At 36.6% G+C, this 25,070-nt stretch carries 21 protein-coding genes and 1 pseudogene; 3 read left to right on the top strand and 19 right to left on the bottom strand.

Features of this window, described 5'->3' with window-relative positions:
* The first annotated feature begins 40 nt into the window (after window positions 1–40).
* Window positions 41–772, top strand: coding sequence for an AzlC family ABC transporter permease (locus tag MKY60_RS05225; RefSeq protein ID WP_445677999.1), 732 nt, complete (start codon window positions 41–43; stop codon window positions 770–772).
* A gap of 3 nt (window positions 773–775) precedes the next feature.
* Window positions 776–1,084 (top strand): AzlD domain-containing protein, encoded by a 309-nt coding sequence (locus tag MKY60_RS05220; RefSeq protein WP_093494258.1) that lies wholly within the window; start codon window positions 776–778, stop codon window positions 1,082–1,084.
* Between the two features lie 639 nt (window positions 1,085–1,723).
* Here the strand turns inward: MKY60_RS05220 and MKY60_RS05215 are convergent.
* From MKY60_RS05215 to MKY60_RS05140, 16 genes are all read right to left on the bottom strand, one after another.
* Window positions 1,724–1,981, bottom strand: coding sequence for a CsbA family protein (locus tag MKY60_RS05215; protein WP_090563280.1), 258 nt, complete (start codon window positions 1,979–1,981; stop codon window positions 1,724–1,726).
* Window positions 1,982–1,989: 8 nt separating this feature from the next.
* Window positions 1,990–3,159 (bottom strand): PDZ domain-containing protein, encoded by a 1,170-nt coding sequence (locus MKY60_RS05210; protein WP_093494257.1) that lies wholly within the window; start codon window positions 3,157–3,159, stop codon window positions 1,990–1,992.
* An 86-nt stretch (window positions 3,160–3,245) separates the two neighbouring features.
* Entirely contained in the window at window positions 3,246–4,661 is a 1,416-nt protein-coding gene (locus tag MKY60_RS05205) for a S41 family peptidase (RefSeq protein ID WP_090563284.1), read from the bottom strand.
* 71 nt (window positions 4,662–4,732) lie between these two features.
* A complete protein-coding gene (locus MKY60_RS05200) occupies window positions 4,733–5,311 on the bottom strand; it encodes a peroxiredoxin family protein (protein ID WP_340928972.1) in 579 nt (192 codons plus the stop codon).
* Between the two features lie 1,885 nt (window positions 5,312–7,196).
* A complete protein-coding gene (locus MKY60_RS05195; protein ID WP_340928971.1) occupies window positions 7,197–8,510 on the bottom strand; it encodes a murein hydrolase activator EnvC family protein in 1,314 nt (437 codons plus the stop codon).
* Window positions 8,511–8,532: 22 nt separating this feature from the next.
* On the bottom strand, window positions 8,533–9,420 hold the full coding sequence (ftsX, locus tag MKY60_RS05190; protein WP_340928969.1) for a permease-like cell division protein FtsX: 888 nt from the start codon (window positions 9,418–9,420) through the stop codon (window positions 8,533–8,535).
* Window positions 9,410–10,096, bottom strand: coding sequence for a cell division ATP-binding protein FtsE (gene ftsE, locus MKY60_RS05185; RefSeq protein WP_090563293.1), 687 nt, complete (start codon window positions 10,094–10,096; stop codon window positions 9,410–9,412). The genes ftsX and ftsE overlap by 11 nt, the downstream gene beginning before the upstream one ends.
* Window positions 10,097–10,384: 288 nt before the next feature.
* Window positions 10,385–10,735: a cytochrome c551 gene (cccB, locus tag MKY60_RS05180; RefSeq protein ID WP_340928968.1), complete on the bottom strand. Its 351-nt coding sequence runs from the start codon at window positions 10,733–10,735 to the stop codon at window positions 10,385–10,387.
* 50 nt (window positions 10,736–10,785) lie between these two features.
* A complete protein-coding gene (locus tag MKY60_RS05175; protein WP_090563299.1) occupies window positions 10,786–11,661 on the bottom strand; it encodes a YitT family protein in 876 nt (291 codons plus the stop codon).
* 202 nt (window positions 11,662–11,863) lie between these two features.
* Complete coding sequence (locus MKY60_RS05170; protein ID WP_340928966.1) at window positions 11,864–13,330, bottom strand: methyl-accepting chemotaxis protein; 1,467 nt, start codon at window positions 13,328–13,330, stop codon at window positions 11,864–11,866.
* A gap of 82 nt (window positions 13,331–13,412) precedes the next feature.
* Window positions 13,413–14,517 (bottom strand): peptide chain release factor 2 gene (prfB, locus tag MKY60_RS05165; protein WP_418939770.1). Its coding sequence is split into 2 segments (ribosomal slippage): window positions 13,413–14,450 and window positions 14,452–14,517, totalling 1,104 coding nucleotides; the frame shifts between segments, so codons are not numbered across the junction.
* A gap of 246 nt (window positions 14,518–14,763) precedes the next feature.
* The gene (gene secA / locus MKY60_RS05160) at window positions 14,764–17,274 is read right to left on the bottom strand and encodes a preprotein translocase subunit SecA (RefSeq protein ID WP_241595631.1); all 2,511 of its coding nucleotides are present in this window, start codon (window positions 17,272–17,274) and stop codon (window positions 14,764–14,766) included.
* A 230-nt stretch (window positions 17,275–17,504) separates the two neighbouring features.
* Window positions 17,505–18,062, bottom strand: a complete 558-nt coding sequence (gene hpf, locus MKY60_RS05155) for a ribosome hibernation-promoting factor, HPF/YfiA family (RefSeq protein WP_093494251.1) — start codon at window positions 18,060–18,062, stop codon at window positions 17,505–17,507.
* Window positions 18,063–18,176: 114 nt separating this feature from the next.
* The gene (locus MKY60_RS05150) at window positions 18,177–18,554 is read right to left on the bottom strand and encodes a PilZ domain-containing protein (RefSeq protein WP_093494250.1); all 378 of its coding nucleotides are present in this window, start codon (window positions 18,552–18,554) and stop codon (window positions 18,177–18,179) included.
* 143 nt (window positions 18,555–18,697) lie between these two features.
* Window positions 18,698–19,192, bottom strand: coding sequence for a C40 family peptidase (locus tag MKY60_RS05145; RefSeq protein WP_093494249.1), 495 nt, complete (start codon window positions 19,190–19,192; stop codon window positions 18,698–18,700).
* A 178-nt stretch (window positions 19,193–19,370) separates the two neighbouring features.
* A complete protein-coding gene (locus MKY60_RS05140; RefSeq protein WP_241595628.1) occupies window positions 19,371–21,059 on the bottom strand; it encodes a methyl-accepting chemotaxis protein in 1,689 nt (562 codons plus the stop codon).
* Between the two features lie 202 nt (window positions 21,060–21,261).
* On the opposite strand from MKY60_RS05140, the gene MKY60_RS05135 reads away from it, so the two are divergent.
* Window positions 21,262–21,402, top strand: coding sequence for a hypothetical protein (locus tag MKY60_RS05135; protein ID WP_340928960.1), 141 nt, complete (start codon window positions 21,262–21,264; stop codon window positions 21,400–21,402).
* Window positions 21,403–22,172: 770 nt separating this feature from the next.
* Here the strand turns inward: MKY60_RS05135 and MKY60_RS05130 are convergent.
* From MKY60_RS05130 to leuD, 3 genes and pseudogenes are all read right to left on the bottom strand, one after another.
* Entirely contained in the window at window positions 22,173–23,021 is an 849-nt protein-coding gene (locus MKY60_RS05130) for a VOC family protein (RefSeq protein WP_340928958.1), read from the bottom strand.
* A 350-nt stretch (window positions 23,022–23,371) separates the two neighbouring features.
* Window positions 23,372–24,283, bottom strand: a pseudogene (locus MKY60_RS05125) (threonine/serine dehydratase); the annotation flags it as partial.
* A gap of 83 nt (window positions 24,284–24,366) precedes the next feature.
* Window positions 24,367–24,948, bottom strand: a complete 582-nt coding sequence (leuD, locus tag MKY60_RS05120) for a 3-isopropylmalate dehydratase small subunit (RefSeq protein WP_090563320.1) — start codon at window positions 24,946–24,948, stop codon at window positions 24,367–24,369.
* Between the last annotated feature and the right edge of the window lie 122 nt (window positions 24,949–25,070).

Raw genomic sequence — 25,070 nt, 5'->3', positions numbered from 1 at the left:
TGTACATAAAACTCACTTCTTATAGTATAATTTGTTGATTATGTATTCAGGTGGTGAACGTTTTGTGAATAATAGATCATTTCTTTCAGGATTAAAGGCTGGAATCAGTATTGCAATTGGTTATTTTCCAGTTGCCCTAACATTTGGCTTGCTTGCTAAAACGACTGGTCTTTCAATTTGGGAAGCCACAGCTATGAGTATCTTCGTTTATGCAGGAGCAGCGCAATATATGTCCCTCACACTCATTTCAAAAGGTGTTGACCCTATTTTAATCGTTTTAAATACGTTTGTCGTTAATATTCGTCACTTCTTAATGACGGCTGCACTGAACGAAAAGATGCAAAGTGAAAAAAGGTGGATCAAAGGTATTTATGCTTTTGGAATCACAGATGAAAGTTTTTCTGTACTAGCTACACAAAAGGATAAGAAAATAGCTACACCTTTTGCATTTGGGGTAGCATTAATAGCTTATAGTAGCTGGGTTGTTTTTACCGCAGTTGGTCATGTCATCGGCGCAAATCTCCCAGCGTTTTTACAAGCAGCTATGTCCATTGCTTTGTATGCCATGTTTGTCGGACTACTTGTACCCTCTATGAGAGGAAATAGAAAAGTAGTAATGCTTGCTCTTTTAGCAGCTATGATTAATGGGTTCTTTTACTGGACTCAGCTATTATCCACTGGTTGGTCCATATTAGTTGCTACACTGGCTTCTTCTATTTTTATTGAAATAATTTATGCAAAACGTGGAAAAAATTTACCGAAAGGGGTATAACAAATGGGTATGTGGTATTGGTGGACATTGCTTGGAATGGCTCTTGTTACATATATTCCGCGAGCGTTTCCTCTCACCTTTTTAGAGGGAAAAGAATTGCCTCCAGTCGTATCAGGTGTATTACGTAATATTCCTTTTGCGGTCTTAGGTGCTTTAATCTTTCCAGCTATTTTATATGTACAACAGGATAATCTATTATTTGGTTTAATAGGAACGGTTGTGGCATTTGGCTTAGCTTTTCTATTTTCAAATGTGATGGTTGTTGTACTTGGTACAATCGGAGTTTTAGCTGTATATAGTTTGATATTTTAATCGTACATAAAATTTATGCCTTTGATTTCCGCTCCGAGCGGACGCTTTCCGTGGGCACGGCTTCAGCCGCTTCCTTTGCTCCTGCGCAAGCTCGTCGCAAAAAAGATTTTCGCTACGCTAAGTCCAGGGTCTTCAGCTCGTGCTGTTCCCACTGGAGTCGCCGCTCTGCGCTCCAATCAACTAGGTCCACTTTATATAAACGGATAAATGGATATAAAACCACATAAATATAGTTTTTTTATCTTATAAGAGTAATGATCAAGTTGACTCTTATAAATAAACTTACCTTCTTCTTTTATTATAAAATAGTATTCCTAATAGGGCAGACAGGTTTTATCCCTATAAAATTTTTATTGATGACTCTTAATATCTCAGCGATATACTTTGCTAATTCTTATAGTTTAGTACTACACATTATATTGATTGGAGTGTAAGGTGGCGACTCCAGCGGGATAGCTTTAGCTGAAGACCCCACAGGGAGCGTAGCGAACGAGGAGGCTAAAGCCAAGCCCGCGGAAAGCGTCCGCCTGGAGCATAAATCAACTTTGTTTGGGTTTTTCTATTAATTACCACTTGTGAAATTGACTAATTTTAATATTTTAATCGCACATAATTTTTAGAACAAAAAATCCGCTCTCGTCAAAGAGGCGGATTTTTTTTATTTTTACTAGTTTTCATATGAGTACTATACCAGAAGCCGATTGTAAGTGATGCAGCGTCGATCATATAAATCCACCATCTATGTGTGTAGCCTGCATAGACTGATGCGGCGAATAATGCAACGGTTAATATTAACGCAACATAATGATTGAATGTTATGCGTGTAAATAATACAACGAGTGCTGCAGGAGCAAAAATAGCCAATATTATTTGAGTTGTGAGTGATAGTGATTCCATAGTTTCTCCTATCTAACTAAGATTAGACCTAGTCGATAATGATCATGTCTAAATAATATGTGCTGACGAAGACGTAATTCTCCATTTGAATCTAATACTTCAAGCCGACAATGCGCGGCATTTATTTGAACTGCTTCATACAATTCCTGTTCATTTTCAACTTTTTGTCCGTTCACTTTTACAATACGTTCTCCTATTAACAGCCCCATTTTCTCTGCTGGAGAACCGGACAGGACACCCGCAATCATAACACCATTCGATTGTGGTGAGACAGCATAATTCCCTGTTTTTTCTTGTTGATACTTTATGATTGTTATAAGCAATCTTGCTATTACTCCAACTAGTAGAGCAATTGCACTAACTAATGGCTCAAAATAACCGAAAGCCGCGATTATCGTTATAACAATCCCTAATTGCCAAACAATTTTTCCGTATCCTGCGAAAAAATGAATGGGTAGAGAATGTTGAGATTTTTGTTGGAAGCCAATTACAAATGGAAATAAAACCAAAGAAAAGGTCGTTTCACCAAGCGAAAACTGCGGCCAATAAGGTAAATAAGTCGGAATGACATCACCAGGAATTATAAGTAATATAGGCAATAGCCATAATCTTTTTACATGATAAACGATTGCTTCTACACCTCTAGCAGTCATCACTAGTTTTGGAGAAGCTTGTGAAGCACCATGTTTTTGAATAAGAACACCTTCAACAATAAGAAGAAGACCCGCTATTATAGCTATTGGAACAATCCCATTTTGTAAAATATCCAAACCAGAAATAGTCCATGAAAATAAGTCTAATGACCAGCCATATGTATACATGGCATAGATTGTTGCCGTACCTAATGCAATTGCGTATACCGCAGAACCAAACTGATACGTAAATAATAATATAAATAATATCATCCACGCGCTATATACCCATAGCCAAGAATTAGGAATAACTAATCCCACAACTACACTGACAACAGAAATAATTAACGCCCAAATTAATCCATCCAACAAGAATTTCTTAGTTTCTGTCCATCCCCATAGTAATCTTGTGCGAAACTGCCTTCTTTCTCTTTTTACTCGAACATATCCGATCAATATCGAGAAGAGAAGCGTAATATATACTGAAGGATGAAGGAAAAAACGTCCAATTCCTTTAACCAATTCGATTAAAATTTCTTGCACCATACGCATCCCCCTCACTTGCAACTATACTTCCTATTATTGTAACAAACAGAGAGGGCTTTGCGTATAGGATTTTCGTATTTACTTTGTTATTTTATATCATGAAGTAAATAACTAATGCCCATTTGGAACTGCTTATCATTTTCTCTACTAGTTTTATAATCCAGAATAGTTTTTGTTAATGACTGAAAAAGTGCATCATCTATCTCATTGAATTTATCCAAGCTTCTCTCCTCTCGATATTTTTCAACTGCTGCTCCCGTATCTTCATCAAAGTATCCATCTTGGCGACTTATATTATAACCAAGTGCACCTAATACTTGTTGAACATACTTTACCTCTTCCCCAAAGTCACCTACACGAAAATTACCTTGATAATATTTTGTATCCATTGTATATAATTCATCAGGTTCGACTTGTAAGTCTGCTTGAATGCCTTTATGATGAATCCACTCTTGTTTTGGAGTAAGCCATTTATGAGTAGAGATTTTAAGCTTTCCACCATTCTTCAGTGGACGTGTTTCCTGAACAGTCCCTTTACCAAAACTTGTTTCTCCGACAATCATCGCACGCTGGTTATCCTTCAATGCTCCAGCTAGCACTTCACTTGCGGAAGCACTTCCACCATTTTGTAATAGCACTACTGGAAGCTTGTTTAGATACTGATTATCCTGTGTTTCAGTATTAAGCATTTCCAAAACACCTTTTGCATCTTGCATATAGGCGAAAGTGGAGCCATTCGGCAATAAAGTACCGATAATAGTAGATACACTAAATAAATAGCCGCCAGGGTTCCCTCTTACATCAATTACAAGCCCATCTATCCCTCGTTCCACTAATGCCTTCGTTTGTTTCTCCCACTCTTCTCCAGTCTTCTCACCAAATAAAGTGATATTCACAATACCAATTGAATAGTCTTCTACTTCATAAATATCACTGGAAACCGTATGCATCGCAATCGTATCACGTTTCATATGTAATTCTACATGGCGATTCTCACTAGCTCGATACACCGTCATTTTCAAGTTAGATCCTTTTTTACCACTTAACAGCTGTATTAACTCTGCCATTGACTTGCCTTCTACTCTTTCTTCGTTCACACGAACAATTTCATCCTGAGATTTTAAGCCAGCTTTAAAAGCAGGCGAATCCTTTAAAGGTGCCACCACGACAAATTTCCCTGCCGAGAGCATAATCTCCGCTCCAATTCCAACTCTTTCTTCTGCAAGTGAAGCCTCTTGATTCGCAGCTTCTTCCTTAGTTAAATACGTACTATGTGGATCTTCTAACGCATCTGCCATTCCACGAATTGCACCTTCAACGAGCAGATTTTCATTTTTAGAGAATACCGCCTCTTTTTTTATTAATTTGAACGCTTCATCAATGACTTGACTATTGCTCACACTTTTTTGTTCTGTAGCTGAAGGTTTCATCAACCACATATACCCGATACCTAAAATAACAACGACTAACAAACCATAAAGAAAAAACCGACTTTTGCGCAAGTTCAACCTCCTACTTTTCCACTAATATATGTGTGAAAACAGGAGTTTAATACTTGCTCAAAAATCGGTTGTTATTTTAAATTACTCACATAGTCTGTCAGCATTTGCTCGTCCATCGGTCCAACAATCTTATTTTGAATGGTTCCCGTAGTATCTATCATATAAGTAGTTGGTATTGTAATCGCTTGATATGTTTCCCCAACTACACCTTCCTCATCTAGAGGTATAGGAAAGCTAAGTGCATAATCTTCTTGAAACGCTTTGACTTTGTCCAGACCAGTATCAGTACTTGTCAAATTGACCGCTAAAATTTCCACATTTTCTTTCTCTGCCATATCTTCATAATAGTTTTGCATATGTGGCATCTCTGCTTTACAAGGAGGACACCAGGTTGCCCAAAAATTTAATACAACTTTCTTCCCTTTATAATCTGCGAGTGTGACTTCCTCACCTGCTAGTGTAGTCAGTGTAAAATTAGGTGCTGCATTTCCTTTTCCTAAGCCCTCGTTTGCAGCATTGTTCGCTAAATCTGTCCCCATTTGTTCGCCCGCAAATGCTTCTTGTTCATCAATATTATCTCTTACAAAGGATATTGTTGCGATTGCTACTAATGCAGCTATAACTACTAGTCCAATAACTTTTTTCTTCATATTATACCTCCTACTGGTACGATAATATTTCACTGCCCTTATTATATGTTATCTGTTGCGTTAAATACGAATTAAATGAGCTCAAATGTGACTATGTAGTGACTTGAATCTTCCATATAGAAACCTTCTAAACTTACGTGCGCTGCCGCACGCTACGCATGAGCCTTCAAGGATGGTCGCTTACGCTCCTTCATCCTTTTTGAAGTCTCATTCTTTTCGCTCATGCGGTTTGGAAGGCACACATCCTATTTTTCACTGATGAAATAGAGTTGAATTTCTAAAGGAACGGATTATCACATTAGTAGTATAAAGATTCCCATCAATAAAAGGATAATTATTCCTTTTCGCAAGTAAAATGCATTTAGAGCAAGTAAATTATCCATACATGCAAGTATTATCTACATGACCGCAAGTATTCAACCTACCTAAGCAAGTAACTTATCATCAGGTAGAAGTTATATCATTAAGAAACTTTCTATCCGGATGTGTGCTTGCCGCACGCTTCGCATGAGCCTTCAAGGATGGTCGCTTACGCTCCTTCATCCTTTTTGAAGTCTCATTCTTCGCGCTCATGCGACTTGTGAAGGCACACATCCTATTTTCCGCCGATGAAATAGAATGGATTTCTAAAGGACGAATTGTCACATTAGAAATATAAGATTCCGTTTATAAATGGATATTTATTCCTTTTCGCAAGTAAATTTGCATCTAGAACAAGTAAACGATCCATATATGCAAGTATTATCTACATGACCACAAGTATTATTCATTCGAACGCAAGTATCCAACCTACCAAAGCAAGTAACTAATCATCAGGTAGAAATTTTATCATTAAGAAAATTTCTATACGGATGTGTGCTTGCCGCACGCTACGCATGAGCCTTCAAGGATGGTCGCTTACGCTCCTTCACCCTTTCTGAAGTCTCATTCTTCGCGCTCATGCGGCTTGGAAGGCACACATCCTATTTTTCACCGATGAAATAGAGTTGAATTTCTAAAGGAACGGATTATCACATTAGTAGTATAAAGATTTCCATCAATAAAAGGATAATTATTCCTTTTCACAAGTAAAACGCATTTAGAGCAAGTAAATTATCCATATATGCAAGTATTATTCATTCGACCGCAAGTATTCAACCTACCTAAGCAAGTAACTAATCATCAGGTATAAATTTTATCATTAAGAAAATTTCTATACTGATGTGTGCTTGCCGCACGCTACGCATGAGCCTTCAAGGATGGTCGCTTACGCTCCTTCATCCTTTTTGAAGTCTCATTCTTCGCGCTCATGCGGCCTGGAAGGCACACATCCTATTTTTCACTGATGATATAAAGTTGAATTTCTAAAGGAAAGAATTAATAAAAGATAACAAATAAATGGATAAAATCCCTATCACTTATGTGAATCTACATCGAGTGCAAGTAAACAATCAATATACACAAGTATCTTGAAGTATAATGCAAGTATTGATCACATGAGAGCAAGTATCCAAATTACCAAAGAAAGTAACAGAGATTTCTCCATGTAAAAGTAAAAATCCTAACTATATGAATGAGCACTGCTGTTCTCTCTTTTATCAACTTAATCTAATTATTGTTTTATAGTACTAATTCGGTTCAATTATAAAGTAATAGCTACTCACTTATTGATTGGAGTGTAACGTGGAGACTCCAGCGGGAATTGCGTGTCCAGGCGAGACTCCATAGGAGGCTCACGGACCGCCCGCGGAAAGCGTCCGCGTGAAACGGAAATCATAGTATTCCCTGTTTACCGTTATCTAGAACTTTTATGAGAATTGTAGTAGAAATACTCTATTAAATTCTAAGACTTTTTAATTCTAAAAAAACAACGCCTCTCCATGAATGGAGAAGCGTTGTTTAAATATTATAAGGAAATATATCTTAATGGGTTAACAGAGTTTTTCGCCATACCTTCCCAGTTTCCTAAATGAATTTCAAAATGCAAATGAGGTCCAGTAGAGTTACCAGTAGTACCAATTCCACCGATAATCTGCCCTTTCGACACAACTTGTCCTTTACTTACTTTAATACTGCTTAAATGCGCATATAGCGAAGTAAAAATTTGACCGTCAATGGAATGAGTTACCATAATTACATTTCCATATGTGCTGAGCGGAGAAGCATAAGAAACAACTCCATCTGCAGCCGATACTACTGGAGTACCAGTACTGTTTGCAATATCAATACCATAGTGAGTTTTTACTACACCATGTATCGGGTGTGTTCGACTACCATATCCAGAAGTGAAGCGTCCAGATGCAGGTCTAGTCCAAGAACCAGCAGAGACATTTGGAATGGCTGAAGAAGAACCGCCACTCGCTGCTTGCTGACGTTTTCTTTCTTCAGCTTCTTTACGTTTCTTTTCTTCAGCTGCTTTTCTTGCAATTTCTGCTATTCTTTTTTGTTCAGCAACAATTTTATTTTGCGTTTCTTGGCTTAAGTTTAGAATCTCATCATATTCTGTTTCTAATACTTCTTTTTCTTCATGTAATTTAGCCTGTTCTACTTCTAACTGATCTACTAAATTACCTTTTGAAGCCTTTTGATTGTCTAGAGATGCCTTTAAACTTACAAGCTCATTTTTACTATCTTCCTGTTGTTGTAGCTTTTTCTCTAGGCTTGCCTGTTGCTCTTCTAATTGTGCTTTATCATCTGCCTGTTCTTTTAAGATGGTACGGTCTGCATCCATCAACGTATTGACTGCAGAAAAGCGGTCAATAAAATCGATGAAACTATTTGCTCCTAGCAATACATCTAGGTAACTAACAGACCCTCCACTTACTTGAACTGCACGGATTCGCTCTTTTAATAGTTCATCACGCTCTTCAATTTTTCTTTCAAGCTCTTTAATTGAAGCATGTAATTTTTCAATCTCAGTTGTCGTTAATTTAATTTGGTTTAGCACTTCAGCAATCTGAGATTCCGTACTAATAATCTTAGTATCCAACTCTTTTATTTGAGCCAAAATTTGATCTATTTTTGATACGTTTTGGTCAATCTTGCCTTCTGTATCTTTAATATTTGAGTCAATACTATTTTTCTTTTGTTCTAATTGTTTTTGTTCGTTTTTTAAATCATCTAGAGTATTAGCTAAAGCACTTGGTGTTGTTATTAAAAGTGCACCTGTAGTAGCTATCGTCATAATTCTTAGCATCCATTTAGACTGTTTTCTCAACACTTCTTGCTCCCTTCAATTTACACTACACACGTAGAAACTTACGGACTGACATAAAACTTCCCCAAACGCCTATGAGTACGCCCATTAATAAGATCAAGCCGTTTACTTGATAAATAAATGGCGAGAAATCTAGCAGTTCAAATAATTTTCCTTGTTTCAATTTTGGTGCTAGCAAGTTAGAAATATTATAGTAGAGTACTGTTACTAACGTGATAGGAACAATAGACCCTAAAATTCCAAGCCACATACCTTCTAAGATGAATGGAATACGTATAAACCAATTCGTTGCTCCAACCAATTTCATAATTTCAATATCTCTTCTTCTTGCAACGATAGTAATACGAATCGTGTTAGAAATTAGGAACATTGCTGTAAATAGCAATGCTAGAATTAGTACTAACCCAACGTTTCTACCCGTGTTCAAGAACGAGAATAAATTTTCTATCTTTCCTTCTCCATACTTCACCTCAAACGTATTATCGAGACGATCTAATTTCTTTGCGACTGTTTCGGTTTCTTGAGGATTTGTAGCTTTAGCATAAAATACATTATGTAATGGATTCTGTTGGTCATATAATCGTAAATCTTCTCCAAAATCTACTACTAATTTACTTAATTCATCACCTTTTGGAGAATATTTTACTTCTGCTACTCCAGCTGTCTCTTTAATCTCTTGCTCTAGTTTTGTTATAGAAGCTTCATCTGCTGTTAACTCAACATAGACTTTAATCTCTACGTCTTTCTCCAAATCATCTGCTATTTTGTTTAAGTTCATCATGATCATGACGAACACTCCAACAAGTAACAATGTAACTGTTACTGCACTTACGGAAGCAAATGTCATCCACCCGTTGCGACTGATGCTCTTTAAACTTTCTCTGAAGTGTCTTCCTAATGTTCTACCCTTCATAACCGTATTCTCCTCCGTATTCGTCTCGAGTGATTAATCCACCCTCAACTGCTATAACACGGTGTCTAATAGTATTAACAATTTCTCTATTATGAGTTGCCATAATAATCGTTGTTCCTCGAGCATTTATTTCTTCAAATATATTCATAATTTCCCATGAAGTTTCTGGATCTAAATTTCCTGTCGGTTCATCTGCAATTACTAGCTGTGGAGTATTCACAATTGAACGAGCAATCGACACACGTTGCTGTTCTCCTCCTGAAAGCTCTGTAGGGAACATTCTTGCTTTATGTTTCAAACCTACTAACTCTAACACATCCATAACTTTTTTGCGTATTACTTTTGGTGTTTCTTCAATAACTTCTAATGCAAACGCCACATTTTCATAAACATTCAAACGGGGTAATAACTTAAAGTCTTGGAATACTACACCAATTTGACGTCTTAAATATGGTACTTTACTGTTTTTGAGACTTGCTAAATTTGTACCATTGATCAAAATATCTCCAGAGGTCGGGCGTTCTTCTCTATACATCATTTTGATGAATGTCGATTTTCCTGCTCCACTTGGTCCTACTACATAGACAAAATCACCTTGTTCAATCTTTACATCAATACCGTTAGCGGCAACAATACCATTTGGGTATTTTTTGTAGACATTTATCATTTCTATCATTATAAACCACCTAATTAGATTCGTCATAAAATGCAACACGCCTATTATAACATTAGAAGAGCTTTTGTTTGTTACAAATAGATTTCAATTTGTAGGTAAATATAGGTAGTTTTTTTGAAAACAAACCTACGTTTTAGCCTAAATAGTAAATTTCTCTTACCTACTTTATACCCTTCTTCAACATACATTCTACACCAATCGTGGAGATTCCTTCTTTTATAGCAATAAAAAAATCAGCTACTCAATAAGAGCAGCTGATTCCATATTTAGGTTTGATTTTCACTATAATTACTTCTTAGCAGCTAACCACTCTGCTACTGCTTGAGCGTCATCACCAGAAATAATTCCACCAGGCATAGCACCTCTACCGTTTTCAATAACGTTCAAAATTTCATCTTCTGATAAGCGTGAACCTACATTATTTAGAGCTGGGAAGTTACCTTGCCCTTCTAAATTCTGGCCATGACAGCTAATACATTTTGCACTAACTATCTTTTCTGCATCTACAGAGGCTGTTTCAGTTGTTGTACCTGAGTCTGTTGATTTATCCGTATCTTTATCGGCATTATCATCACCGCCACCACATGCTACTAGTACTAACCCTGCTCCTAATATTAAAGCTAAAAGTTTCTTGTTCATGTTACTACCTCCCTAAATCGAATTTAGTTTGCATAAATATTATACCTTAGTTAAGATCTTTTGAAACCTTCTCCCAGTACCTCATAGGCGTCCGAAACTATGACAAAAGCAGCAGGGTCAATAGTTTTAATGACATGTTTCAACTTTGTGAACTCTGTCTGATATGCCACAACCATTAAAATTGGTCTTTCTATATTCGTGTACCCACCATAAGCTGGAAGTTTTGTTACACCGCGATCTATCTCGGTATATATAGCATCTCTAATTTCATCTTGTTTATTCGTAATAATATAAATCATTTTGGATTGACTAAACCCTAATTGAACAAGATCAATCGTTTTTGTCGTAACAAACAATGCTATTAGCGCATAAAGAGCCTTCTCAATGTCGAAAACGACTGCTGCACTAAGTACTATTAATCCATCTAATAAGAGGACACTTGTCCCAAGAGAAAATCCTGTATATTTTGTAATTATTTGAGCAGCTAAATCGGTTCCACCTGTGGACGCACCGCCTCTAAAAACTAGGCCTAAACCAAGGCCAACAGTAATTCCGCCAAATAACGCGCCAAGTAATGGATTCATCGTCCATGGTTCCCAATTAGCAGACACTAACACCACTGCTGGCAGCACTAATGTTCCAACTAAGGATTTAATACCAAATTTTGCTCCCAAAAAGATAAGTCCTGATATAAACAAAGGAATATTAAAAGCATACTGCACAAGTCCTGGCTCCCAACCAAAAACTCCTTTTAAAATTGTACTGATCCCACTAACTCCACCTGAAGCGATTTGGTTTGGTAATAAAAAGACGTTAAATGCTAAAGCAATAATAGCTGCGCCAACAATTACATAAACATAATCTTTTGAATTTTTTATGAGGGGATGTGGTTCTTTATATTGTCTACGATTATAATTAGTTTCCATTTCTTATCCTCTTTCACTTAAATACTTGTATTTGCCTGCACTAGTATAACAAGTGAGAAGTAATTTGTGAACTTCAACAAGATAGCGTGTTGACTAGGTAAAGTGAATGAAGTAGAGGATTTTGGATTATATATATGTTATCTCTCAACATTAGTAATTTATACATGAGCAATAATGTATCTCTACATGCTTTTAGTAGCAGCTATATTTTATTAATGCTCTGTGCTTCTTTGTAGGTTTGATCGATATATTTGGCATTTGCCTGTTGATCTTCGGTTATCTGAACAAGTGTTGCGTTGAACTCTTCTACAGTGGCTGTGCTTTCTTCTATAATTGCGGCGAACTCATTGGTACTAATATTAATGGATTCTGTATTATTTGAAATGACATCCACATCGTGTAAGAATTTAGCTAACTCGTTTTGTAAATTCTTCATTGTTTCATGAAGTATGTTAAATGACTTATTCGATTTATCAGCTGTTGCTACTTGAGCGTATATCTGGTTCACTCCATTTTCTAGCTTATTAAGAGCTTCTTGATTGAATTTATTTAATTGATTCAAATTATCATCTATTTTTTCCAGTGACTGATCGGTTACTCCTGCAAGTTTACGGATTTCTTCTGCAACGACAGCAAATCCTTTGCCTAGTTCTCCGGCTCTTGCAGCTTCTATTGAGGCGTTTAGGGCTAGAAGATTAGTTTGTGAAGTAATTTGGCGAATATCACTTGCAAAATTATTTGTTTCATTAATTTTTTCAGAAAGTCCATTAAACGTTTTATTTAATTCTACAAAAAAGACTGTAAATTGATCAATTTCATATTTCATCTTCTCCATCACCGCAGAACCATCCGAAGCATTCCGTTCTGCTAATTCTGCTTGTTTAACAATTTCATGCAAATGTCCGGCCATTTCTTTAACAGAATCAGAAGTTGCCTCTGTATTTTTTACAATTTCAACTACGTGGTCTGCTTGTTTTTGAGAACCAATACTAACTTCTCCAACAGCAACAAGCATTTCTGCCTGCGCATTATTGGTATTAAATGTATTAGTGCGAATTTGCTCTAAATTAGTCGTAATAACAGATACAGCGGTTTCTAATTTTTGATGTAAGGAAGCATCTTCAACTGACTTCACCTTAGCATCTTCTATTAGCTTTTCGACATTAGAGAATAACTTTTTACTTTGTCTTACTTGTAGGAAAATCCCAAGTGCCATAACGAACTGTATAAGAAAAATATTGACGATTCTACCTTCAAATATACCTGAGTTGTCCATTATTACATTATTAATCATAGCTATTACCGACAAAATATAACCGAATATAAAAATACTCTGTTTAGAATGCAAACTACTTAAAATTAGGATAAATAAAGCTAATACAATTGTGGCAACACTCACGACATTAAAAAAACTCATACTTAATGCTGTAATTGCTCCTGCGAGGATAACAAAATAGGGAAAAATAAGTGCAATAGCTGATGCTTTCCTTGCAAATAAATACATGATGACTGATATTATAAATGGAATTGCAAGTGATACAATAATCACGGTTTTCTCTTGAATAATAATTTGTACTAATAAAGCTAACCCAGAAGCCAATCCATAGGCTAAAAATAAAATGAAGTTTTTTCTCCTTAAATCTTCGTTTTTCAACTCATTAATATTCATTTCTACTTCCCCTATCCTTAATATTCTGAAAAATAAAAAAACCGATATTATATAATTATAACATCGGTGTTTAAAACGTCTATTAATTTATTTTTGAACGTAGGTAAGCGTGAATAAACGGATCAATTTCACCATCTACAACTGCATGAACATTACCACTTTCTTCATTTGTACGGTGATCTTTTACCATCGAATATGGATGGAATACATAAGAACGTATTTGACTTCCCCAGCCGATTTCTTTTTGTTCTCCACGGATTTCCAATAATTGCGCTTCTTGTTCTTCGATTTTCAGCTGATAAAGTTTAGATTTTAATAATTTCATCGCATGCTCACGGTTTTTAATCTGTGAACGCTCTGATTGACAAGTAACAACTGTATTTGTAGGTAAATGTGTAATACGAACTGCTGAGTCAGTCGTATTAATATGCTGACCACCAGCACCAGTTGCACGATACGTGTCAATTTTCAAATCTTCAGTACGAATATCAATTTCGATTTCATCTGTGAACTCAGGCATTACTTCACATGAAACAAACGAAGTATGACGACGTCCTGAAGAGTCAAAAGGAGAAATACGAACAAGACGATGAACGCCTTTTTCCGCTTTTAAATAGCCATATGCATTATGCCCTTTGATGAGTAAAGTTACCGACTTAATACCAGCTTCATCTCCAGGTAAATAATCGATTGTTTCCACTTTAAAGCCACGTTTATCTGCCCATCGTTGGTACATACGTAACAATATAGATCCCCAGTCTTGAGACTCCGTACCACCAGCACCAGGGTGCAATTCTAAAATTGCATTATGTTTATCGTATTCCTCGCTAAGTAACATTTGCAATTCAAAATCACTAAGCTTGTTTGTAAAATCTTTTAATTCGTTACCAAGGTCTTCCTGCAGCTCTTCATCAGGCATTTCCTTTATTAATTCCAAAGTCATCTCTAAGTCTTCTTGAGTGGATTCAAGATTACGATACTCTTCTACAATAGCTTTTAATGCATTTGTCTCATTAATCACTTTTTGAGCTCCCTGTGCATCGTCCCAGAAATCAGGAAATGTCATTAGCTCTTCTAATTCTTGAATTCGGACCTCTTTGTTTTCTAAGTCAAAGAGACCCCCTAAAGTCTTTTAACTTGCCTGAAGTTCTATCTAATTCATTACGTACTGTTGCAATTTCTATCATTTGTTGTTCCTCCGACTTTCTTGATTTCATACCAATATTGTACTGTAGCATTAGCATGAGTGTTCGTGTTTATGCAGTGAGACTACTTTATGACTAATGGCATACTATATAAATTAAAATATGACATTAGCTGCATCCCTTTCCAATCTTAACGAAGACCCACATTATGTGGGTCTTTCAGAGGTTGATACAGGATTCCACGAACTTAGACTGTATCTCTTTGCATAGACGCTTCACTTTACTTTATTATTGCACTGCTCCATGACAGTTTTTGAATTTTTCACCGCTTCCACATGGACATGGATCGTTACGTCCGACAGAAACTTGTTTGCGTACTGGTTTTTTCTTCACAGGACCGCTTTCTTCTTTCGGATTTACAGCTTGCCCTTTTGCTACTTCTTCGCGTTCTAGGTTATTCCGAATTTCAGCTTTCATCGCATATTTTGCAACGTCTTCCTGGATGGAATCGACCATTGCTTCGAACATGGCAAATCCTTCACTTTGATATTCACGAAGTGGGTCTGTTTGCCCGTATGCACGTAAGTGGATTCCTTGGCGAAGTTGATCCATTGCATCAATATGATCAATCCACTTGGAGTCAATTGAACGAAGTAATACTACTTTTTCAAACTCACGCATACGTTCAGCAGTCATTTCTTCTTCCTTCGCATCGTAGAATCGAATTACTTCTTCTTTGATTTTTTCGATCATTTCTTCAGAAGATAAATTTTCTAATACCGATTGTGTTATTACACCTTCAGGCAATAAGTTCGCTTGAATATGATCTTCAATTCCTTTCAAACTCCAATCAGCCTTATTCTCAGAGCTTGTATGGGAAGAAACTAAACGCTCAATTGCACCGAATAACATTGACTCAACAAGTGCACGCATATTTTCTGTTTCTAATACTTCATTACGTTCTTTATAAATAATTTCACGTTGTTGACGTAGTACATCATCATATTGTAATAAACGCTTACGTGAATCGAAGTTATTTCCTTCTACCCGTTTTTGCGCTGATTCTACTGCACGGGATACCATCTTCGATTGAATTGGTTGAGTGTCATCCATACCTAGCTTCGACATCATGGCACGCATGTTATCAGAGCCAAACCTGCGCATTAATTCATCTTCCATTGATAAATAGAATTGAGTAACCCCAGGATCTCCTTGACGACCAGAACGTCCACGTAGTTGGTTATCTATACGACGAGATTCATGTCGTTCCGTCCCAATTACTGCTAAACCACCAACTTCAACTACTCCATCGCCTAGTTTAATATCTGTCCCACGACCAGCCATATTTGTTGCAATCGTAACAGATCCTAGATGACCAGCAGTTGCAATAATTTCCGCTTCATGTTCATGATTTTTGGCATTTAATACATTATGCTTAATACCATGTTTGGTTAATAAATTAGAAATAATTTCAGAGGTTTCAATAGCAACAGTACCAATTAGAACTGGTTGACCGCTTTTGTTGCGCTCTGCAATATCAGCAGCTGCTGCTTCGTATTTACCATTCATGGATGCATAGATTAAATCTGCGCGGTCATCCCTTGCAATTGGACGGTTTGTTGGAATCGCAATAACATTCATGTTGTATATATTGCGGAACTCCTCTTCTTCCGTTTTTGCTGTACCAGTCATTCCCGACAGCTTATCGTACATACGGAAAAAGTTTTGGAAAGTAATCGTAGCCATTGTCATCGATTCGTTTTGGATTTCTAAGCCTTCTTTTGCTTCAATCGCTTGATGAAGACCATCACTATAACGACGACCTTTCATTAGACGACCAGTGAATGAATCGACTATTACAACATCGCCCTCTTGAACGACATAGTCGACATCCAAATGCATGGAAGCATGGGCTTTTAATGATTGATTAACAGCATGATTTAAACGAACATGAGTCAAATCAAACAAATTATCTATATTGAAAGCTTTTTCTACTTTTTCTACACCAGTATCAGTTAGTGTTACACCTTTTGTGGATTCTTCATAAGAAAAATCTACTTCTTTTGTTAATGTACGCACAAATGCATTTGCTTGTTTATAAAGAAGTGCTGCTTTGTTGGCTTGTCCTGAAATGATTAAAGGTGTTCTCGCTTCATCTATTAAGATGGAATCAACTTCATCGATTACTGCATAGTGAAGAGGACGTTGAACTTTATCTTCTTTATACAACACCATATTATCTCGTAAATAATCGAACCCAAGCTCATTGTTTGTAGAATATGTAACATCCGCCGCATAAGCTTCACGCTTTTCTTCTTTAGACAATGAATTTAAGTTCAATCCAACACTTAATCCTAGGAAATTATACAATTGTCCCATCTCAGCAGCATCACGGCTAGATAAGTATTCATTGACCGTCACAACATGCGCACCGAGACCAGTAATCGCATTTAAATAAATAGACATAGTTGAAGTTAGTGTTTTACCTTCCCCTGTTTTCATCTCCGCAATATTACCCTCGTGAAGAGCAGCCGCCCCCATAATTTGAACACGGAAAGGGAACATTCCAAGAACACGTTTAGATCCTTCGCGTGCTACTGCAAATGCCTCTGGCAATAAACTATCTAAGCTTTCTCCTTTTGAATGGCGACCACGGAACTCTTCTGTTTTCGCTCGTAACTCTTCATCAGACAATGCTTCCATTTTACTTTCTAATGCTTCTACTTTATCCGCAATTTTCTCTAGGCGTTTTAGTTCACGTTTATTTAAATCGAACACTTTATTTAATACTCCAAGCATCTATTTTCACTTCCCATTTAGTCTTACTCTCCATTTTACCATTCGTTCTAAAGGCACGCAAATAAGGTACACTATTATTTTGAATGCATTTGGAGACTTATATGCATAATGCATAAGTAAAAAGTGGTTCTGATTACTTAGACCACCCATCATTTTACTCGCTAATATCCCATGTAAACGATAAAAACTCTCCTCGTAATGAGGAGAGTTCGGTTTTTGGTTTTAGACGCTTAGTTTGTTTCGATCAAACCATATTTTCCATCGCTACGCTTATAAACAATATGTGTCCCATTAGATTCTGCATCTGTGAAGATGAAGAAATTATGACCAAGCATATTCATTTGAAGTACTGCTTCTTCTTGATCCATCGGTTTTAGGTCAAACTGTTTAGTACGAACGATATTATATTCATCTTCTTCAGTATGATCTGTTACAGCATCTGGTGGATCAATTGTTGCAAAAAATGTTGCTACACCTTCACGTTCACGGAACTTACGATTTACTTTTGTTTTATATTTTCTAATTTGACGCTCTAATTTATCAACGATTAAATCGATTGCAGCGTACATATCTGCATTGCGTTCTTCTGCTCGCAGTGTTAAATTTTTCATAGGAATTGTTACTTCTACCTTTGTTTGCTTGTCGTTATACACTTTTAAGTTAACGTTTGCAGTTGCTTGAATTTCTTCGTTGAAGTAACGGTCTACTTTCTCAATCTTCCCTTCAACGTATTCACGTATTGCAGGAGTCACCTCAATGTTTTCTCCACGAATGTTAAAGTTTAGCATGTAAACTCCTCCTTTAATTTAACTCTATATATATATTTCAACACCACCTTTAAAATATCCTTCTTATTTTAAAGTTTTTATTTATTTTTTGTCGAAACTTGTAATAATTTTTACTTACCTGAGTTCCATCTCTTTACGTCTCCGGTTTTTTAGCTCTCCAATAATCATTTTTTCACTCTCACTATCCCCAACTAACTTTATGCCATATTCATGACCATCTGCTTTTCGGTGGGACCAAACAAATTCTCCTACCATAGAAATAGGATTTGTATCTAAAGTGAAATGTAATTCAACATGATGTAATTGATCGATGGAAATAAATAATTCACTAAACATCTTCAAGCCATTTGGACTGATATCTATAATTTTGCAAATACCTTTGTTTGATAATTCCACTCCATTACTGCCTTCAGTTTGTTTTATTAAACGAAATGTTGCATCGCAAGGTTCTTCAAATGTATAACGAAAATACTCGTTACGGTTATACTTCAAATTCCTTCCTCCTTCCGATGGGTACTTATAATATATTTTTCATTATGCAGAATTAACAAAGAATTATCAAACGATAAGAAGATGTTGGGAACAAAAAAAAAGTTCTACCGTAGATTATACGATAGAACAGATATGTATATGTTTTATTTGTTTACCGCTACTGTTACATCAGCAATTCGTTTAGCTCCCACGTAACGATCTCCCCAATAATATGGATCACTTAATTTATCGATTTTCACACCTTTTGAAGTGGATGAATGGATAAATTTGCCATCTCCGATATAAATACCAACATGTGAGACGCCTCTACCAGAAGTATTGAAGAATACTAAGTCACCAGAAGATAAATCACTTTTATCTATTTTAGATCCTGAAGCGTACATTCCTGAAGAAGTTCTTGGAAGACTTACTCCTAAATCATTGTACACATAGCTTACAAATCCTGAACAATCAAATCCTGCTTTTGTTGTACCGCCACCACGATATTTTGTTCCAATTAAATCCTTAGCTGTTGCTACTAATTCAGATGAATTAACAGAGCTTGCTGCTTCCGTATTTCCTGCGAATGTTGATATAACTAAGAGAACGGATAATGCTAATATAGCCATGACTTTTTGCGACATAGATTTTAAATTCATCGTGTTCCCCCAAGGTTTAAAGTTTTCTGATTATTTCTCTAAACTCATCTTACCACTCTTTAAACCTTTTTAATTTTACAGTTATGTAACAATTGTGTTACAACGAAAACTCAGTGTTTTCAACGGATTACACAAAAAAACCTAACAAGTATAGAAATAATTACTTGTTAGGACTAATTTATATGACAAATCTAGTGCTTGATTTCTCCAAAATAATTGCCTGTTCACTTACATTATTTATCAATTTAGAAAGCATTTCGATTGTCTGAACATTAGATAAAAGCATGTCCTCAGTGTGCTCCATTTGCGCTGTGTTAGATTCGATTGATTCTATTAATGCAAATATGAGTTTCTCAGAAGTATTCTTTTCTTCTTCAATCGTTAAAATAGAATCTTTCATATAATCATTTTGATTTTTGGAATCTCGTATATAGGAAACTATTTTATCCATTTTATGATGCAGCATCTCAAACGTTGCCGCGTTATTTTTGGATGTAGCCAATCCATCAGCAAAAACGCTTGCCATCTGAGTCCCTTGTTGAGTAATAGAATTAGATATCTGATGAATTGTGGAAGCTGTACCAGACACTTCATCTGCAAGTTTTTTTACTTCTTCCGCTACAACTGCAAATCCTTTACCATGTACACCCGACCTGGCAGCCTCTATTCCAGCGTTTAATGCCAATAAGTTAGTTTGCTTGGAAATCGTTTGGACGATTGTAGTCATTCGTGCTATTTCCTCAGTCCGCTCTTGCAGTATTTTTCTCTCTGCATCAGCTTCTTTAAATAATGTTCGTAATTTTGCCGATTCACCAGCAGCATTTTTCAATGCCGATGCACTTTCATCAGCCATTTGTACAGCAATTGTGGAATACTCGGTCAATTCAATTACTTTTTCTGTTACTTCGCCAAAAGTCTGTGAAAACTCCTCTAAAAAGGAACGGATACTTATAGAACTTTCCTTTTGCTTTAGCATACTTCCACTCGTTTCATGAATAGCTAATTTGACGATATTTGTGCTATCTACTGTATTAGTGGAGTATTCTTTTAACTCTGCGCTATTTCCACTCAATTTCTCTGCAGTATATTTAATAGTTTTTACGATATCTATAAGATTTCCTCGCATCTCATTCATCGCTTTCGATACTTCACCAATTTCATCGTTCGCTAAAACTTGTAATGGTTGGCTATTTAAATTTCCTTCAGATATATCTTTTGCAGATAAAACTACTTGTGCTAGCTGGGTTTTAATTTGTCTATTTGTTATTAAAACTAAAGCAAGTGATAGTAAACCTGCTATAAGAAAAGCAGTAACTACAATAACAATGGTATTTTTCTGACTTTTGGACATTTCCTCTATTGAAAGCTGTCGTTTGTCAGATTCATGTTGTCTAGTTTCTTCTAATATCAAAGTCAGGCTAGTGTATTTTTCATTTATAGATTGAAGCTGTCTTCGTTTTGCAACATTTTCTTTATTGACAACCGATTCCTTTAAATTATTCTCGTATGTAGTTTGAATTGATTGTAACGTTTCTAAAAAAGCCTTCCAATCTACATTAGGCATTTGCTTACTAGCTACATTTAGTTGACTTGCTAAACTCTCTTTTGTCAAATTATAATCTTGATCGAACTCTTCCAATGGATCTCCTGCGAAATTGGATATAGCAATGTATAAACTCGCAACCTCCGATCGCATAATATCTATACTTTCCACACTATGTGACGAAGTTTCCATATCGTCAGCTAATTCTTGATTGTGAATTACTTGGATGATTAATAAAACAGCCATCACCCCGAATAAGATAAAGGAACTAAAAATTGCAATTAAATACTTCATTCGCAGTGGAATAACAGACCATTTTTTCATAGGTATTCCGACCTCCCCAGTTGAAATATAGCATAATCCATTAAAGAAATGATTGTGTTTTCTGAAACTTAACATGAACTTTACAAAGTTGATTTTTAAAACTTGGTGTACGTTTAGAGCGATTTTCCGAAATACGTCAATATTTCTCATCATTCACAGACAGTCTAATTCTGTCGAATCTATTCCAACTAGGGCTGGTCGATTGTCGAATGCGCGCGCAAGAAACTACATAATTATCAATATAGCTGGTCTAAGTCGAATTCAAGTAAATTGTGTCAGAGAGGTAGAACAAATAGTTGCTGACCAAAGAGAAGAATCTATAGAGGAAGAAGAGAAAGATTAGAATAAGTAATTTCGAGTGAATTTATTGCGAAGCGGCTGAATTCCAGTAAAAAATCACATTTCTTTGCTCCCAAGTAAACACATAGATTTTAATAATCGGTGGCGGTATGCTGAAGAAATTATAAATGAGGGAGAAGACATAAAATGACTCCGATAGCTCAGAGTCATTACGGACTGTAGACAAACTTAAATTTTGGTGCATAGAGTTGTATACTAAAATCGGCAAGGACCACCACTTCGCTTTCCGTGGGCTTGGCCTCAGCCTCCTCGTCACTGCGAAAACATATGCTCCAGCGGTTACTCGTCGCAAAGAATTGGTCAAACAAAGTTCGACCAATGCCTTTCCTGCGGGGCATTCTGCTAAAGCTGTTCCCACAGGACTCTTCGTGGTGGCCCTTGCCTTATAAACAACTCCTTAAAAGTTTCCACTATATATACTTTTATTTAGAGAAAGAAACTTCTTTAAAGATATTTATTATTACTTATAGCAGTTTATAAAAATACTTTTGTCGTCAAGCTGAAAGAGGCTGGGACAGAAGTAGAAATTTTATTGGATTAGGAGAAAACTTTACTAAATAATGGATATTTAATAAAATTGATTGGAATGGAGGGGCGACTCCTACGGGAATAGCGTGACGCCTGAGACTACAGGCTCAGGCCACGCCCGTGGAAAGCGTCCCTGGAATGGAAATCAATTTTGTGCACAGCAAAAAACAGCATTTTTCTCACAGAGAAAAATGCTGTTTTGGGGTTCTGTCCCAGCCTCTTGCTTTATTTTAAAATTAATTTAATTTTATTTTGGGAAGGATCTTGCACAACAAATACTCCATTTTCTTCCACAATATCTGAACCAATTTCTATGACATTAGTAATTGCAGCTTGTAGCTCTTCGTTTGTTGGAAAAACTACTGAGAATGTCTTTAAACCAACTACGTTCTCTGGTGTAGGAGGAGCGCCAACTCCAGCCCAAGTATTTAAACCAATATGGTGATGATATTTGCCTGATCCCATAAATAATGCTCCAGGATAATTAGGTGTCATAACATCAAAGCCTAATGCGGTATAAAATTTCTTTGATGCATCAAGTTCAGAAACATGCAAATGAATATGTCCCATTACAGTTCCTTGAGGTAGCCCATTCCATTCTGTGTTTGCACCTTCCGCTAAGATACTTTGCGCATTAATTTGTAATGTAGCCATCTCGACGTATTCATTCTCCCATTTCCAGTCAGAATCTGGACGATCACTGTAAATCTCAATTCCATTTCCGTCTGGATCATTCAAGTAAAGTGCTTCACTAACTAAGTGGTCTCCCGCTCCAATGCGAATATTACTCTCTGCAAAGTGTCTTAAAACTGCCCCTAGATCTGCACGTGTCGGTAACAATAGAGCGAAGTGATATAACCCAGTTGTTTTTTGCTGTGTTGGCATTATACCCGAAGGTTGTTCAATAGAAAGCAGTGCATTCTTCCCATCAGCAGTAAGTAAAATTTTGTCGGCCTGTTGCTCTAGTACTTTAAAGCCTATAATATTTTCATAAAATTCTAGTGAACGTTGAAGATCCACTACTTTTAGCTCTACTAAATCTACAAATGTGTGCGGTTTATTATGGTATTTCATTTGAAATCCTCCAGTAAATTTGTTAGTTTTTTAGTTACTTTTCGTAAGTAATTATATTTTTGTTACCTAGTGAAGTCAAGTGATGAGTTTAGGTTAAGTCGATAGAAGAGTGAATCACAAGTTCATGGGGCAGAATCGCAAGATAGTTAGCGAGAATCGCAAAATCTGCGCACCAAATCGCAAATTAACAGGATAGAATCGAAATATAGGGCATGCAAATCGCAAGTTCGGTCTAATGGGGACTGAGTTTTGTTTTGCTGTCGAATATTTTAGTTATTCCCTATATGGATTTGGTTAATCTACAGTATTAAAACACCACTAGCTCAATGGCTAGTGGTGTTCGAGAGTCGTTATTTAGCTAATGGCATACTCGTAGATAGCTGTTGGCATTCGACTAGTTTACTGACATCGATATTGCCACCGCTGACGATTATGCCCACATTTTGGGAGGATTCTGGAATGCGGTTATTCAATACTGCCGCTACAGCTGCAGCTGCCGCACCTTCAATGAGCGTTTTTTCACGTTCAAGCGTGAAGAGAATGGCAGATGCTATTTCTTGTTCGCTCACGGTGATTACATCGTCCACGAGTGCTTGAATAATGTTCATAGTCAAATTGCCTGGTGTTTTCACGTTAATACCTTCAGCGATTGATTTGCCTAAAAATGGTAGCAGACCGTTTCCTTTATAAGCAAAGGCGATTGCAGAAGCGTTTCTGGATTGGACTCCGATAACTCGGATATCAGGACTGATGGATTTCACTGCAAGAAGGGTACCAGCTAGTAAGCCTCCTCCGCCTGCTGGCACAACAATCGTATCTAGCTCTGGACGCTGCTGAAGCATTTCCATCGCTACGGTTGCTTGCCCCTCGATAACTGCCATATCGTCAAAAGGATGGATGAATGTTGCTCCTGTTCGAAGTTGTTCCTCACGAGCAGCAATATACGCTTCATCAAAATTTTGACCGATTAGTTTGACTGTTGCTCCATACCCTTTCGTAGCATTTACTTTCGAAACGGGTGTTCCAAGCGGCATGAAAATCGTGACTGGCACATTTCGTGCTTTACCAGAGAAGGCGACACCTTGTGCGTGGTTACCAGCAGAGGCTGCGATTAATCCTTTGGCACACTCTGCTTCGCTTAGCTGCGATACTTTATTCATAGCGCCTCTAATTTTAAATGACCCAGTTTTTTGCAGGTTTTCTAATTTCAAAAACACATTTTTCTCGGTAATTTTATTGAATGTCGTCGATTTTTTACACGGTGTGCGATGCGCAAACTCCGCTACTTTCTCAGATGCTAGATATAAACCTACAGTGTCGTATGAATTCCCAACAAAACCATCTCCTAATTAGCTATTTTTTTATCTTCGTAAGCTTTTATTTTATCTTCATATTGGAAGGTTAACGAAATTTCATCCCATCCATTTAGAAGCATTTTCTTTTGGTATGGATCAATGTCAAATGAATACACAATACCGTCCGCACCTGTTACCGTTTGCTCTTCTAAATTTACTACTACGTTATACACTTCTTTACTTAACAATGCTTCCACTTCATCCACCGATAACTTTATCGGTAAAATCCCGTTTTTCATGCAGTTATTATAGAAGATATCCGCAAAGCTTGGTGCAATGACTACTCGAAAGCCATAATCCAAAATAGACCATGGTGCATGCTCACGGGAGGAGCCACAACCAAAATTGTCATGTGCTATTAATATAGTAGAATCTTTATATCGTTCATCGTTTAATACGAAGTCTTTAATTGGCTCATCATTTGCATCGAATCGCCAGTGATAAAATAGGTATTTACCGAAACCAGTACGTTCAATGCGTTTTAGAAATTCTTTCGAAATTATTTGGTCAGTGTCTACATTTTTTTGATTCAAAGGTGTTATGACACTTATTATTTCATTGATAGGCTCCATTGGTTTTCCTCCTTATGCATTTACTAGATCAATTTCGCCTTGGAGTAATTGCTTCCAGATCAAGAGTTGAAGTTAACATAAATTGGTCGCATCCTTGCGACAACGGTTAACTGACCTGCATC

The organism is Psychrobacillus sp. FSL K6-1415, from assembly GCF_038003185.1.
Taxonomy (GTDB): Bacteria; Bacillota; Bacilli; order Bacillales_A; family Planococcaceae; genus Psychrobacillus; species Psychrobacillus psychrodurans.
Note: the sequence above shows the minus strand (reverse complement) of the source record. Positions and strands in the feature narration are given on the sequence as shown.

Excerpts from the sequence above, each read along its gene's own strand:
- MKY60_RS05225 (WP_445677999.1), top strand. The coding sequence starts at position 41 with ATGTATTCAGGTGGTGAACGTTTTGTGAATAATAGATCATTTCTTTCA.
- MKY60_RS05220 (WP_093494258.1), top strand. The coding sequence starts at position 776 with ATGGGTATGTGGTATTGGTGGACATTGCTTGGAATGGCTCTTGTTACA.
- MKY60_RS05215 (WP_090563280.1), bottom strand. The coding sequence starts at position 1,981 with ATGGAATCACTATCACTCACAACTCAAATAATATTGGCTATTTTTGCT.
- MKY60_RS05210 (WP_093494257.1), bottom strand. The coding sequence starts at position 3,159 with ATGGTGCAAGAAATTTTAATCGAATTGGTTAAAGGAATTGGACGTTTT.
- MKY60_RS05200 (WP_340928972.1), bottom strand. The coding sequence starts at position 5,311 with ATGAAGAAAAAAGTTATTGGACTAGTAGTTATAGCTGCATTAGTAGCA.
- ftsX (WP_340928969.1), bottom strand. The coding sequence starts at position 9,420 with ATGAAGGGTAGAACATTAGGAAGACACTTCAGAGAAAGTTTAAAGAGC.
- ftsE (WP_090563293.1), bottom strand. The coding sequence starts at position 10,096 with ATGATAGAAATGATAAATGTCTACAAAAAATACCCAAATGGTATTGTT.
- cccB (WP_340928968.1), bottom strand. The coding sequence starts at position 10,735 with ATGAACAAGAAACTTTTAGCTTTAATATTAGGAGCAGGGTTAGTACTA.
- MKY60_RS05175 (WP_090563299.1), bottom strand. The coding sequence starts at position 11,661 with ATGGAAACTAATTATAATCGTAGACAATATAAAGAACCACATCCCCTC.
- MKY60_RS05170 (WP_340928966.1), bottom strand. The coding sequence starts at position 13,330 with ATGAATATTAATGAGTTGAAAAACGAAGATTTAAGGAGAAAAAACTTC.
- secA (WP_241595631.1), bottom strand. The coding sequence starts at position 17,274 with ATGCTTGGAGTATTAAATAAAGTGTTCGATTTAAATAAACGTGAACTA.
- hpf (WP_093494251.1), bottom strand. The coding sequence starts at position 18,062 with ATGCTAAACTTTAACATTCGTGGAGAAAACATTGAGGTGACTCCTGCA.
- MKY60_RS05145 (WP_093494249.1), bottom strand. The coding sequence starts at position 19,192 with ATGAATTTAAAATCTATGTCGCAAAAAGTCATGGCTATATTAGCATTA.
- MKY60_RS05140 (WP_241595628.1), bottom strand. The coding sequence starts at position 21,059 with ATGAAAAAATGGTCTGTTATTCCACTGCGAATGAAGTATTTAATTGCA.
- MKY60_RS05130 (WP_340928958.1), bottom strand. The coding sequence starts at position 23,021 with ATGAAATACCATAATAAACCGCACACATTTGTAGATTTAGTAGAGCTA.
- leuD (WP_090563320.1), bottom strand. The coding sequence starts at position 24,948 with ATGGAGCCTATCAATGAAATAATAAGTGTCATAACACCTTTGAATCAA.